This is a genomic window from Pseudomonas chaetocerotis (assembly GCF_015712105.2).
GTDB classification, from domain to species: Bacteria; Pseudomonadota; Gammaproteobacteria; order Pseudomonadales; family Pseudomonadaceae; genus Aquipseudomonas; species Aquipseudomonas chaetocerotis.
This window is the reverse complement of record NZ_JACFYX020000001.1, coordinates 686,363-699,634: the sequence shown is the minus strand read 5'-3', so window position 1 is coordinate 699,634 and position 13,272 is coordinate 686,363. Positions and strand designations below refer to the sequence as shown.

The 13,272-nt window shown below is 64.0% G+C and carries 10 protein-coding genes; 1 reads left to right on the top strand and 9 read right to left on the bottom strand.

What is annotated here, in order from left to right:
* Positions 1-27 precede the first annotated feature (27 nt).
* Positions 28-870, top strand: a complete 843-nt coding sequence (locus H3221_RS03170) for a helix-turn-helix transcriptional regulator (protein WP_224490460.1) — start codon at positions 28-30, stop codon at positions 868-870.
* Positions 871-937: 67 nt separating this feature from the next.
* Here the strand turns inward: H3221_RS03170 and phaC (H3221_RS03165) are convergent, their stop codons facing one another.
* From phaC (H3221_RS03165) to H3221_RS03125, 9 genes are all read right to left on the bottom strand, one after another.
* Positions 938-2,620 (bottom strand): class II poly(R)-hydroxyalkanoic acid synthase, encoded by a 1,683-nt coding sequence (gene phaC, locus H3221_RS03165; RefSeq protein WP_196476846.1) that lies wholly within the window; start codon positions 2,618-2,620, stop codon positions 938-940.
* Positions 2,621-2,823: 203 nt separating this feature from the next.
* Entirely contained in the window at positions 2,824-3,681 is an 858-nt protein-coding gene (gene phaZ / locus H3221_RS03160) for a poly(3-hydroxyalkanoate) depolymerase (protein ID WP_160019091.1), read from the bottom strand.
* 141 nt (positions 3,682-3,822) lie between these two features.
* Positions 3,823-5,502 carry a class II poly(R)-hydroxyalkanoic acid synthase gene (phaC, locus tag H3221_RS03155; RefSeq protein ID WP_196476845.1) on the bottom strand — a complete coding sequence of 560 codons (1,680 nt, stop codon included), beginning with the start codon at positions 5,500-5,502 and terminating at the stop codon, positions 3,823-3,825.
* A gap of 296 nt (positions 5,503-5,798) precedes the next feature.
* Complete coding sequence (locus tag H3221_RS03150; RefSeq protein ID WP_196476844.1) at positions 5,799-6,170, bottom strand: gamma-butyrobetaine hydroxylase-like domain-containing protein; 372 nt, start codon at positions 6,168-6,170, stop codon at positions 5,799-5,801.
* A gap of 82 nt (positions 6,171-6,252) precedes the next feature.
* The gene (gene hslU, locus H3221_RS03145; protein ID WP_196476843.1) at positions 6,253-7,593 is read right to left on the bottom strand and encodes an HslU--HslV peptidase ATPase subunit; all 1,341 of its coding nucleotides are present in this window, start codon (positions 7,591-7,593) and stop codon (positions 6,253-6,255) included.
* Between the two features lie 225 nt (positions 7,594-7,818).
* Positions 7,819-8,349: an ATP-dependent protease subunit HslV gene (hslV, locus tag H3221_RS03140; protein ID WP_003459006.1), complete on the bottom strand. Its 531-nt coding sequence runs from the start codon at positions 8,347-8,349 to the stop codon at positions 7,819-7,821.
* Between the two features lie 96 nt (positions 8,350-8,445).
* The gene (locus H3221_RS03135) at positions 8,446-9,120 is read right to left on the bottom strand and encodes an SPOR domain-containing protein (protein WP_196476842.1); all 675 of its coding nucleotides are present in this window, start codon (positions 9,118-9,120) and stop codon (positions 8,446-8,448) included.
* Positions 9,121-10,860 carry an arginine--tRNA ligase gene (argS, locus tag H3221_RS03130; protein ID WP_196476841.1) on the bottom strand — a complete coding sequence of 580 codons (1,740 nt, stop codon included), beginning with the start codon at positions 10,858-10,860 and terminating at the stop codon, positions 9,121-9,123. It abuts the gene before it with no gap.
* 172 nt (positions 10,861-11,032) lie between these two features.
* Entirely contained in the window at positions 11,033-13,252 is a 2,220-nt protein-coding gene (locus H3221_RS03125) for a primosomal protein N' (RefSeq protein ID WP_196476840.1), read from the bottom strand.
* Between the last annotated feature and the right edge of the window lie 20 nt (positions 13,253-13,272).

The following is a 13,272-nucleotide window of genomic DNA, read 5'->3' as shown; positions in this document are numbered from 1 at the left end:
ATTTATCCTATTACTCGAGGCAATACCTTGACCCCCGTTCGCACCCTCGACCGTACCCGCCAGGAGCTTTCCGAGTTCTTGCTCTACCATCGACGCAAGCTCGGGCCTGCCGATGTCGGCCTGCCCGCCACCGGTCGCCGGCGAACCCCGGGTCTCAGGCGCGAGGAAGTGGCCGCTCTCGCCGGGGTCGGCCTCACCTGGTACACCTGGTTCGAGCAAGGGCGCGACATTGGTGTGTCCGAGAGCTTTCTGCTCAACGTCGCGCGTGCCCTCAAGCTGGATGACGCCGAGTGCTGCCATCTCTTTCTGCTGGCGCATCGTCGTCCGCCACCTGCCGAAGTCCATCAGTGGCCATCGGTCACCCCGCTGATTCAGCAACTGATGGACGACTTGGTTGCGCGGCCGGCCTACGTCATCAACCTGCGCTGGGACGTCATCGCCTGGAACGGGGCGGCAGACCAGCTGTTCGGCTTCGCCGGCAGGACCCTGGCGGAGCGCAACTTCATCCGTATGGTTTTCACCGCCCCGGACCTGCGCAAACGCCTGCCAGAATGGCGCGAGGATGCGCAGCACCTACTGTCGCACTTTCGCTGTGATCTTGCCGCGGCGCCGCGGGACGACCCGGCCATACTGGCGCTGATTGAGGAGTTGCAGAGGCTGTCGGCGGACTTTCGCCGTTGGTGGGAAACGCCGGGTGCGGGCGAATACAGTCGCGGAGTGCGCACTATCAGCGGCGTCGACGATCCGCTTCGCCTGGAATTCCAGCACGAGATACTTACCGTGGATGAGCATCGCCATCTACGCATGGTCGTCTATTTTCCCGCCGGCCTGCCCGCGACGGGATCGGCAGCAACTGATGTGCTGTCATAGGGCGGCAACAGCGCCAGGCGGGCCACCAAGCCTTGGGCAGTGACGGGCTGTTCCTGAGCTGGGGGGCTCAGCGGATATGCACGTAGGTGCCGGGCGCGGCCTCCATCGGCGGATGGTTCTGGTTGCCCAGCGCCATCAGCGTTTCCCGTTGCTCGCCGGAGCGCGCCTGCATCCACTCCAGCCACTGGGGCCACCAGCTGCCTTGCTGGTGTTGGGCGTCGTGATACCAGGCGCGCGGGTCGGAGGTAAGCTTGGTGTTCTCGTAATAGTTGGCCTTGGGGTTGCCCGGCGGGTTGAGAATGCTCTGGATATGCCCGCTGTTGGACAGGATGAAACGGCGGTTGCCACCAAGCAGCAGGGTCGAGCGATAGACCGCATCCCAGGGCGTGATGTGATCGTTGATGCCGGCCACGCTGAAGCTGTCGACGTTGACCTTGGCCAGATCCACCGGCGTACCGCAGACCTCCAGCGCACCTGGACGGCTGAGCGGGTTGTGCTTGAAGAAATCGATCAGGTCGCCATGCAGCGCCGCAGGCAGGCGGGTGTTGTCGTTGTTCCAGTAGAGGATGTCGAAGGCTGGCGGCTGCTTGCCGAGCAGGTAGTTGTTGACCCAGTAGTTCCAGATCAGGTCGTTGGGGCGCATCCAGGCGAATACCCTGGCCATGTCGCGACCGTCCAGCACGCCTTGCTGGTAGGAGCGGCGCTTGGCCGACTCGAGGGTTTCCTCGTCGGCAAAGAGCATTGCCGGACTGTCGATCTGACTATCGAGCAGGCTGACCATGTAAGTGGCGCTGAAAATCTTGCGTAGTTGGCGGCGTGCCTGCAGGTGGCCTTGCATGGCGGCGATGGTCAGGCCGCCGGCGCAGGCACCGAGCAGATTGACGTCCTTGCTGCCGGTGATGGCGCGGCAGGCATCGACGGCCTCCTCGACGGCTTGCACATAGCTCGACAGGCCCCATTCGCGGTGGCGCGGGTCGGGGTTGCGCCAGCTGATCATGAAAGTCTGCAGGCCGTTCTTCAGCGCGTACTGGACGAAGCTCTTGTCGTTGGACAGGTCGAATATGTAGTACTTGTTGATCTGTGGCGGCACGATCAGCAGTGGGCGCAGGTACTGCTTCTCGCTCATCGGCCTGTACTGGATCAGTTCCAGCAGCTCGTTGCGAAACACCACGGCGCCTGGCGTGCAGGCCAGATTACGGCCGACCTCGAAGGCATGTTTGCTGACCTGGCTAGGCAGACCGTCGTTGTTCAGCAGGTCGTCGAGCAGGTGGCGCAACCCCTTGAATGCACTGCTACCTCCGGTGTTGAACAGCTCCTTGAGCGCCTGTGGGTTGAGCGGGCTGTTGGAGGGCGACAGGGCGTCGCTCATCAGCGATGCGAGAAAGCGCGCACGGGCTCGGTCATCGGCCGACAGGTCGCTGTCGTCGATCCACGCAGCCAGTTGTTTCTGCCATGCCAGATAGGCCTGCAGGCTGCGCCGGTAGAAAGGGTTGAGGTGCCAGGTCGGATCAGCGAAACGCGCGTCCTGCGGATTGACCTTGTGCAGGGTGTCGCCGAGCAGCACGCGGCCAAGCTGGCCGCCGAAGGCCAGCAGATGACGTCCGCTGCGCACCGGATTCTTCAGGCCCTGGGCGGCCAGCAGGCGCATGGTGGACAACAGATCGCGACCGCGCACGCCCACCACCGCGCTCTGGGCGTTCATGAAACTGGCAGGTGCCGGCAGTGAAGCCGGGTTCGACTTGTCTCGCATGGGGCAACACTCCATCGTCAAACCGTCTAGAGACTTTCATGGCGCGGACTGCCTGACACGCACCTTGTACTTGTGCACAGTGTGCAGCAAGCCCTGTACCAGGCACGCGGGAACTGCATTCCAGAGCGCCGCGTCGAAAAACATGAGGCCTTGAACGGCCCCTTTGTCGAGCACACAGAACATTGCGCACCATGCTGGTGCGATCAGTGCTGGCGTACGGGCGCGGGTTGCGGGTGCATTACCGCGCGGTGCCGTTCCTCCTCGAGAAACTTCATGATGATCGGCGCCACCGCTTCGGCGCGGGTCACCAGGAACAGGTGGCCGTCGTCGATCACGTGCAATTCGGCGTTGGGAATGCGCCAGGCCAGCAGACGCATGTTGATCAGCGGAATCAGCGGGTCGTCGTCGCCGGCCATCACCAGGGTCGGTTGGCGGATCTTGTGCAGCCAGTGGATGCTGGTCCAGCCGAGGCCGGCGAACAACTGCCAGTAGTAGCCCATCTTGCCGCCCGAGCGCACCTTGCTGGCATGCGCCATGGCCAGCTTGGGATCACGGCGGAAGGCACCGCCGTAGATGTCCGGGGCGATGCGCACGCCATAGGACGGCTGCACATAACGTCGCGGGCTGGCCATGCGCCAGAGCACCTTGGGCTTGCCCGGCACCATCACCGCGCCGGCCGAGGTGGCGGCGAGGATCAGCTTCTTGCAGCGCTCGGGATAATCATGCGCGAACTGTTGCGCCAGGGCGCCACCCCAGGACACGCCGATGGCATTGACCTGACCGTAGTCGAGGTAATCGAGCATGCGCGCCGCCAGCTTGGCCAGGCCAGGGAAGCGGTAGGGCGTAGCCGGGGTGGAGGAGCCGCCGACACCGGGTACGTCGAAGGCGATGATCTCCAGCTCCGGGTCCAGGGCGGCGACGAAGGGCATCACCAGCTCCAGGTTGGCGCCGATGCCGTTGAAGATCAGCAGCGGCACCAACTGGCTGTTGCCTGGCCGCACCGCGGTACGGATGGTCTGCCCATCGAGATCGATGGTGCGGAATACGAATGGTTGCGGCATAGGCGCAGCCCCTGTGGAGTTGAGCGCTGGAGAGGGCCGTCCGGGCCGCCTCCAGGGTTACCAGGGGTTACCTGGTGCCACGCCGGTCAGACCGTCGTGGCATGCGGCACTTCCCGGTGCCGCTGCGGTTGAAACTGAAAATCAGCGTTCGTGTACATAGGTGCCCGGAGCGGCTTCGCCGGCCGGGAATTTCTTGTTGCCCAGCGCCCGTGGAGCATTCTTGGTTGCGCCCGAGCGTTCGCTCAGCCACGTCTGCCAATGTAGCCACCAGGAGTCTGCGTGCTTGGTCGAGCTTTCTTGCCAGGCCTTCGGGTCCAGCGGCATCTCACTATTGGTCATGTAGCGTGCCTTGGGGTTGCCCGGCGGGTTGAGAATGCTCTGGATGTGGCCGCTGTTGGACAGTACGAACTCGCACTTGCCACCGAACAGGTGCGCCGACTTGTAGCAGGAATCCCACGGCGTGATGTGGTCGGTGGTGCCGGCGACGACGAAGAAATCACAGGTGACCTGTTTCAGGTCGATCGGTGTGCCGCAGACTTCCAGCGCGCCCGGACGGGTCAGTGGGTTGGTCTGGAACATGTCGATGAACTCGCCGTGCAGTGCAGCCGGCAGCCGCGTGGTGTCGTTGTTCCAGTAAAGGATGTCGAACACCGGTGGCTCGTTGCCGAGCAGGTAGTTGTTGACCCAGTAGTTCCAGATCAGGTCGTTGGGGCGCATCCAGGCGAATACCTTGGCCATGTCGCTGCCTTCCAGCACGCCAGCCTGGTAGGAGCGGCGCTTGGCGGCTTCCAGGGTCTTCTCGTCGGCGAACAGGGCAACCTGGGTGTCGAGCTGGGTGTCGAGCACGCTGACCAGCAGGGTCAGGGCGTTGACCTTCTGCTGGCCAAGCGCAGCGTAGTGGCCGAGCAGGGAAGCGGTGGTCAAGCCGCCGGAACAGGCGCCAAGCATGTTGACGTCCTTGCTGCCGGTGATGGCGCAGATCACGTCGATGGCTTCCTTGAGCGCCTCGATGTAGGTGGACAGGCCCCACTCGCGCTGCGCCTTGGTCGGGTTGCGCCAGCTGACCACGAAGGTCTGTACCTGGCTGCGCAGCAGGAAGCGCGCCAGGCTCTTGTCCGGCGACAGGTCGAATACATAGAACTTGTTGATTTGCGGAGGCACCACCAGTAGCGGACGCTCGTGCACGCTTTCGGTGATCGGCTTGTACTGGATCAGCTCCAGCACGTCGTTGCGGAACACCACGGCACCCTCAGTGGTGGCCAGGTTCTTGCCGACCTCGAAGGCTTCCATGTTCACCTGGCTGGGCATGCCGCCGTTGTGCACCATGTCCTTGGCCAGATGCGATAGACCGTCGAGCAGGCTCTTGCCGCCGGTTTCGAAGAAGCGTTTGACGGCGGCCGGGTTGGCCATGCTGTTGGATGGGGCCATGGCTTCGGTCATCAGGTTGATGACGAAGTGGCCGCGACTGGCATCCTGCTCGGACAGCGAGCTGTGCTCGATCCAGTCGTGCAGTTCCTTGCGCCAGGCCAGGTAGGTCTGCAGGTAGCGGCGATACAGCGGGTTCTGGCTCCAGGCCGGGTCGGCGAAACGGCGGTCACCCTCTTCGGGCTTGAGCGCGGACTGGCCGAGCATGACGTTCTTCAGTTCGAGGCCGAAATGGGCGACGTGCTTGGCGCTGTGGAAGGGTTGCTTGAGTGCCTGGGAGAGCACCATGCGGGCAGAGGTCAGGAGATCCTTGCCGCGGATACCAATCACCGGGTTGAGTCCCAGGGTGTTTTCCGAGGCCTGGCGTTTCAGGTCTTCGTTATTCTTATCACTCATCTACGACGCTCCATTGTCCTGAGACGAATACCGGCCTGCGAGGGCGCACGGCGACACAGGGCCAGGTACTGCTCGGGTTACCGGGGGCGGATCGAGTCCGCGTATTTCGTTGCACCTGGCACTGCCAAATGCAGGGAACCTGCCAGTTCCTTGGTTACCCGAGTTTGTGAAGTTAAGCAAGCTGCTCGATGGCGCAGGAGTATGCCGCGATAGATTAGAAAACTCGCCCTAACTGTCGTTAACGTGGTCGTTGGCGGATGCGCCGAGCGCTCTGCGGCAAGGGTTTTCCTATTACCTCAGAGCATCAGGCGCACGACCGATTCGCTGGGGTCGCGGGATTTCCCGGCGGCGCTGAGCTGCGCCAGATAGTCGGCCCAGAGCTGGTCATGACGGGTGGCCAGTTCGTGCAGGTATTCCCAGGTGAACAGGCCGCTGTCATGGCCGTCGTCGAAGCACAGTTTCAGTGCATAGTTGCCGGCCGGTTCGATGCGCTCCAGGCCGACGTTGAGTTTGCCGGTCTGCAGAATCGGCTTGCCATGTCCCTGCACCTCGGCCGAGGGCGAATGCACGCGCAGGAACTCGGCGCTGAGCTGATAGCGCTGCTCGCCGTAGCGCAGCTCCAGAGTTTTCGATGCCTTGTGCAGTTTGATCGCGCTGGGGATGGGCATGCTCGGCTCCTGAAACGATGTAGCCCGGATGCAATCCGGGACGCTGTGGTGAACGTCCCCGGATCTCATCCGGGCTACGGGCTTACAGAATATAACGCGACAGGTCTTCGTCCTGTGCCAGCTCGCCGAGGTGACCGTTGACGTAAGCCGCGTCGATACGGATAGCCTCGCCGTTTTGCTGGCCCGCCAGGTCGCCGGCACTGAAGGATACCTCCTCCAGCAGGCGCTCGAGCAGGGTGTGCAGGCGACGGGCGCCGATGTTTTCGGTCTTCTCGTTGACCTGCCAGGCGATCTCGGCCAGACGCTTGATGCCGTCTTCGGCGAACTCGATGTTCAAACCCTCGGTCTGCAGCAGTGCACTGTACTGCTCGGTGAGCGAGGCATGCGGCTCGCTGAGGATGCGCTCGAAGTCCTGCGGGCTCAGCGCCTTGAGCTCGACGCGAATCGGCAGGCGACCCTGCAGTTCGGGCACCAGATCGCTGGGTTTGCTCAGGTGGAAGGCGCCACTGGTGATGAACAGGATGTGGTCGGTCTTGACCATGCCCAGCTTGGTGTTGACCGTGCAGCCCTCGATCAACGGCAGCAGATCGCGCTGCACCCCTTCACGCGACACATCGGCGCCGCCGGTGTTGCCGCGCTTGGCGACCTTGTCGATCTCGTCGATGAAGACGATGCCGTGCTGCTCGACGGCTTCCAGCGCGCGGGCCTTGAGTTCTTCCTCGTTGACCAGGCGCGCGGCCTCCTCGTCGCGCACCAGTTTCAGCGCGTCGGCGACCTTGAGCTTGCGGCTCTTCTTCTTGCCCTTGCCCATGCTGGAGAACAGGTTCTGCAGCTGGTTGGTCATTTCTTCCATGCCCGGTGGGGTCATGATCTCCACGCCCATGGGCGAGTCGGCCACTTCGATGTCGATTTCCTTGTCGTTCAACTGACCTTCGCGCAGGCGCTTGCGGAACAGCTGACGGGTGTTGGAATCCTCGCTGCGCACCGGCTCGTCGCCGAAGCCCTGGCGCGCGGGTGGCAGCAGGGCGTCGAGGATGCGTTCCTCGGCCGCATCTTCGGCGCGATGGCGGACCTTGGTGATTTCCTGCTCACGGAGCATTTTCACCGCTGCATCGGCCAGGTCGCGGATGATCGATTCGACATCGCGGCCGACATAGCCGACCTCGGTGAACTTGGTGGCTTCCACTTTCAGGAACGGCGCATTGGCCAGCTTGGCCAGACGACGGGCGATCTCGGTCTTGCCGACGCCGGTGGGGCCGATCATCAGGATGTTCTTCGGCGTGACTTCCTGGCGCAGTTCGGCCGGCAGCTGCATGCGCCGCCAGCGGTTGCGCAGGGCGATGGCCACGGCGCGCTTGGCGTCGTCCTGGCCGATGATGTGGCGGTTGAGTTCGTGGACGATCTCGCGGGGCGTCATGGACATGGAGTTTGGCTCGCTATCGAATCTATGAAAAAAATGGACGCTTGGGGCTCTCTAAAAACGTAGGCGATGCATTCAGCGCAATACCGATGGCGGCCCCGTAAAAACAGGCGAGGAACGGTCGGAGTCGCGGTCGACTTTACTCTTGTAAATGAGCATTTGACCGGGCTGGCGTTCCAGCCTGTTTTCAACGCGGCGATGACAGCGCAGGTAGTTTTTAGATAGGCCTCACTCGGGGGCGTCCAGTTCCTCTATCGTCTGGTGATGATTGGTGAACACGCAGATGTCGCCGGCGATGCCGAGTGCGGTCTGCGCTACCTCAAGGGCGGACAGGTCGGTCTTCATCAGCAGGGCGCGCGCGGCGGCCTGGGCGAAGTTGCCGCCAGAGCCCATTGCGATCAGGCCTTCCTCGGGTTCGACGACGTCGCCGTTGCCGGTGATGATCAGCGAGGCGTCCTTGTTGGCTACCGCCAGCATGGCTTCCAGGCGGCTCAGGCTGCGGTCGGTACGCCAGTCCTTGGCCAGCTCGACGGCGGCGCGGACCAGATGGCCCTGGTGTTTTTCCAGTTGGCCTTCGAAACGTTCGAACAGGGTGAAGGCGTCGGCGGTGGCACCAGCGAAGCCGGCCAGCACCTGGCCGTGGTAGAGGCGGCGCACCTTCTTGGCGTTGCCCTTCATGACGGTGTTGCCGAGGGAAACCTGGCCGTCGCCAGCCATCACGACCTTGCCGTGGCGGCGCACTGAAACGATGGTGGTCAAGGGTGAATCTCCACGCTGCGGGGCGAACTTGCCCGGATGGAAACTCAGATGGGGTGCCCGCCGCAGCTTTTCAACCGGCGGCGGATCAAACGGCGATCAGCGGACCTGGCGCTGCTGTAACAGCAGGTTGCTGAAGCCGCCGGCTGCCAGGGTCTTCTGCGCGCTGGCCAGTTGCTCGCGGCTGGCAAAGGGGCCGACCAGGACGCGGTGCCAGGTTTCCTCACGCACCTTGCCGGTTTCCACCCGTACGTTCTGGCCGAGCAGGATGATCTGAGCGCGCAGGCCGTCGGCGTCATCGCGTTTGCGGAACGAGCCGGCCTGCAGGAAGAACTGCGTGGTGACCGGCGCGCTGGCCAGGACGGGTGGTGGGGGCGGCGGCACCTGACCGTTGAGCGCGGCTTCGGCGCGAGCAGTGTCGATCTTCGCAGCTTCTTCCGGGGTGACCGGCTTTTGCTCAGGCACGGGTGGTGGCGTTTCTTCCAGGGCTTGCGGCAGGATCACTTCCGACTCTGGCAGCAGGGTGTAGAAATCGTACTTGGGCCTGGATGGCTCGAGTTGCGTCGGCTTCGGCTCAGGTTTGGTGCTGCGCACCTGTTCGCCCTTGTCGCGCTTGATCTCGTCACGGCCCGGTTCGAGGCTGAACAGGAACATGAAGAAACCGCCGACCACCAGGCCGCAAGCCAGCCAGATCCAGCCCGGTACGGGCTTCTTCGCCGGGGCCTGATAGCGACTGGCGCCGCGTTTCGGCGCCGGCTTCTTGCGCGCTGCCATTTACATCCGCTCCAGAGTTTCCAGGCCGAGCAGCTCCAGACCTTGCTTGAGCGTGCGACCGGTCAGGGCGGCCAGGCGCAGGCGGCTGTCGCGCGTGGCTTCGTCCTCGGCACTCAGGATCGGGCAGTTTTCGTAGAAGCTGGAGAACAGGCCGGCGAGGTCGTACAGATAGCTGCAGAGCATGTGCGGCGTACCCTTGTCGGCGACGTTGCCGAGCAGTTCGTTGAACTGCGCCAGCTTGGCAGCCAGGGCTTGCTCCTGTTCGGCGACCAGGGTGATCTGCCCGCCAATCTCGTCCACGCCCTTGCCCAACTTGCGGAACACGCCGGCCACGCGGGTATAGGCGTACAGCAAGTAGGGCGCGGTGTTGCCCTCGAAGCTGAGCATCAGGTCGAAGTTGAAGCTGTAGTCGCTGCTGCGGTGCTTGGACAGGTCGGCGTATTTCACCGAAGCGATGCCCACCACGCGGGCGATTCTGCGCAGCTCGTCTTCGGCCAGGTCCGGGTTCTTGTCCTTGACCAGGCTGTAGGCGCGCTGTTCGGCTTCGTCGAGCAGGTGCACCAGCTTCACGGTGCCGCCGTCGCGGGTCTTGAACGGGCGGCCGTCCGGGCCGTTCATGGTGCCGAAGCCCATGTGCTCCATTTCCATGTTGGCAGGTACGAAACCGGCCAGGCGTGCGCAGGCGAAGACCATCTGGAAGTGCAAGGCCTGGCGCTGGTCGACGAAGTACAGCACGCGGTCGGCCTTGAGCATGCCAGCGCGGTAGCGGGTCGCAGCGAGGTCCGTGGTGGCGTACAGGTAGCCGCCGCCGGCCTTCTGCACGATCAGCGGCAGTGGGTTGCCTTCGGCATTCTTGAACTCGTCCATGAATACGCACTGCGCGCCGTTGTCTTCGGTCAGCAGGCCCTTGGCGGTGAGGTCGGCGACTACCTGTGGCAGGTCGTCGTTGTAGGCACTCTCGCCCCTGACGTCGGCCATGCTCAGCTTGACGCCGAGACGGTCATACAGCGCCTGGCAGTGCGACAGGGAAATGTCGTTGAAACGGTGCCACAGGCGCAGGCACTCGGCGTCACCGGCCTGCAGCTGCACCACCAGCTCGCGGGCGCGGTCGGCGAACTCAGGGGATTCGTCGAAGCGCTTCTTGGCGGCGCGGTAGAAACCTTCCAGGTCTGCCAGCTCGCTTTCGGCGGCGGCCGGGTTCTCCTGCATGTAGGCCAGCAGCATGCCGAACTGGGTGCCCCAGTCGCCGACATGGTTCTGGCGGATCACCGTGTCGCCGAGGAATTCCAGTACACGTGCCACGCCGTCGCCGATGATGGTCGAGCGCAGGTGGCCGACGTGCATTTCCTTGGCCAGGTTGGGCGCGGACAGGTCGACCACCACGCGTTGCGCCGGACCGTTCTTGTGTACGCCGAGCTTGGCGTCAGCCAGCGCGGCTTCCAGGCGTTGAGCCAGGGCATCGCTGTTCTGGAAGAAATTGAGGAAGCCGGGGCCGGCGATTTCCACCTTGGTGATCTGCTCGTCGGCTGGCAATGCTGCGATCAGCTTCTCGGCCAGGTCGCGCGGCTTCATGCCGGCGGGTTTGGCCAGCATCATGGCGATGTTGCTGGCGAAGTCGCCGTGGCTCTTGTCCTTGGTGTTCTCCACCTGGATGGCCGGCGTCAGGCCCGCAGGCAACACGCCTTCGGCGGTCAGGCGGTCGAGGGCTTGCTGGATCAGGTGGCGAATGCTGTCTTTCATGGTCGGCTCGGGTTGCCTTGGGGCTTTGATCGAAAACTGCGCATTATAGAAGTAGCGACAGGCTGCAGGCCATAACTTGTAGGTTGCTCTATGCGCACCAAGGGTTGCCTGGTTACGAATCGAGAAGCTGGTGCGCACAGCGCACCCTACAGTTCGGCGAAGCGCTGGTGCGTCAAAACAGGTCGATCGGGTCGACATCCAGCGACCAGCGTACCGCACGACCGCTGGGTATTTGTTCCAGTGCATGCAACCAGCGGTTGAGCAGCCGGTGCAGTGGCGCGCGGGCATTGCCCTGCAGCAGCAGTTGCGCGCGGAAGCGCCCGGCGCGGCGTTCCATCGGTGCGGGCACCGGTCCGAGCAGTTCGATGCCGGTCAGACCCAGTTCGCCCAGCAAATGTTCGGCCTCGCTGCAGGCCTCATCGAGAAAACTCTCGGCCTGGCCAGGCTTGTGCGCTTCGGCGCGCAGCAATGCCAGGTGGCAGAACGGTGGCAGACCGGCACTGCGCCGTTCGCTCAGCGCCTGTTCGGCGAAGGCGAAGTAGCCTTGCTCGGTCAGTTGCACCAGCAGCGGATGGTCGGCCAGGTGGCTCTGGATAATCACTTTGCCCGGTTCCTCGGCGCGACCAGCGCGCCCGGCGACCTGCACGATCAACTGCGCCATGCGCTCGCTGGCGCGAAAGTCCGCCGAAAACAGGCCGCCGTCGGCGTCGAGGATCGACACCAGTGTCACCCGCGGGAAGTGGTGACCCTTGGCGAGCATCTGGGTGCCGACCAGGATGCACGGCTCGCCCTTGTTGATGGTGGCGAACAGCCGGTCCATCGCGCCCTTGCGCGAGGTGCTGTCGCGGTCGATGCGCAGCACCGGGTAGTCGGGAAACAGCACCGCCAGGCGCTCCTCGGCGCGCTCGGTGCCGGCGCCGACCGGGCGCAGATCGACGTGCTGGCATTTCGGGCAGTTGCTCGGTTGCTTCTCGACATGCCCGCAGTGATGGCAGCGCAGTTCCTGGTAGCGCTGGTGCACGGTCATGCGCGCATCGCAGCGCGGACATTCCGACAGCCAGCCGCAGTCGTGGCAGAGCAGGGTCGGGGCGAAGCCGCGGCGGTTGAGAAACACCAGCACCTGCTGTCCGGCCGCCAGGGTCTGGGCGATGGCCTGCTGCATTGGCCCGGAGATGCCCGAGTCCAGTGGCCGGCTCTTCACGTCAAGGCGCAGGAAGCGTGGCTGGCTGGCGCCGCCAGCGCGCTGGGTCAGCTTGAGCAGGGCGTAGCGGCCGCTGTGGGCGTTGTGCAGGCTTTCCAGCGAGGGCGTCGCCGAACCGAGCACGATGGGCACGTCTTCCTGGCGGGCGCGAACCAGCGCCAGGTCGCGGGCGTGGTAGCGCAGGCCTTCCTGCTGTTTATAGGAGGCGTCGTGTTCTTCGTCGACGATGATCAGTCCTGGGTTCTTCATTGGCGTGAACAGTGCCGAGCGCGTACCGATGATGATGTCGGCCTCGCCGTCGCGAGCGGCCAGCCAGGCATCCAGGCGCTCGCGATCATTCACCGCCGAATGCAGCAAGGCGATGCGCGCGTTGAAGCGGCGGGAAAAACGGTCGAAGGTCTGTGGACCGAGGTTGATCTCCGGGATCAGTACCAGTGCCTGCTTGCCGGCCTCCAGGCACTGGTGGATCAGTTGCAGATAGACCTCGGTCTTGCCGCTGCCGGTGACGCCAGCGAGCAGAAAGGCATTGAACTGATCCCAGTTCGACGCCACGGCATTCACTGCTGCGCGCTGCTCTGCGTTGAGCGGCAATTCCGGTTGTGCCAGCCAGTGCGCCGGCTTGGCATGAGGCTGGGTGCGGCGCACCTCGACCCGCACCAGTCCCTTCTCATGCAGTAACTGCAGGCTGTCGCGGTTGAGTTGCAGTTGGCTGAGCAGGCTGTGGGCCACGCCGTGTGGATGTTGCGCCAGCGCCTTGAGTGCGTCGCGCTGGCGTGGGGCGCGGGCCAGGCGTGGGTCGTCGACGCTGGCGTCTTTATTGACCAGCCAGTAGCGCTCCTGGCGGGTTTCGGCCGGCTCGCCCTGGCGTAGCAATACCGGCAGGGCCCAGCTCAGGGTGTCGCCAAGGCTGTGCTGATAGTACTGCGCAGTCCACAGGCACAGCTTGAACAGCGACGCTGGCAGCGGTGGGCGGGCGTCGAGCAGTTCCAGGGCGGGCTTGAGTTTGTCGGTGGGGACGTCGCTCTGACTGTCGACCTCCACCAGCACACCGATCATTTCGCGCCGGCCGAAAGGCACGCGCAGGCGTACGCCGGGCTGCAAGGCGCTGCGCGACACGCCGGCGGGGGCGAGGTAGTCGAACAGGCGGCGCAGTGGCGAGGGTAGGGCGAGGCGCAGGATCAGGTTGGGCAAGCCAGAAGCTCCATTGACAG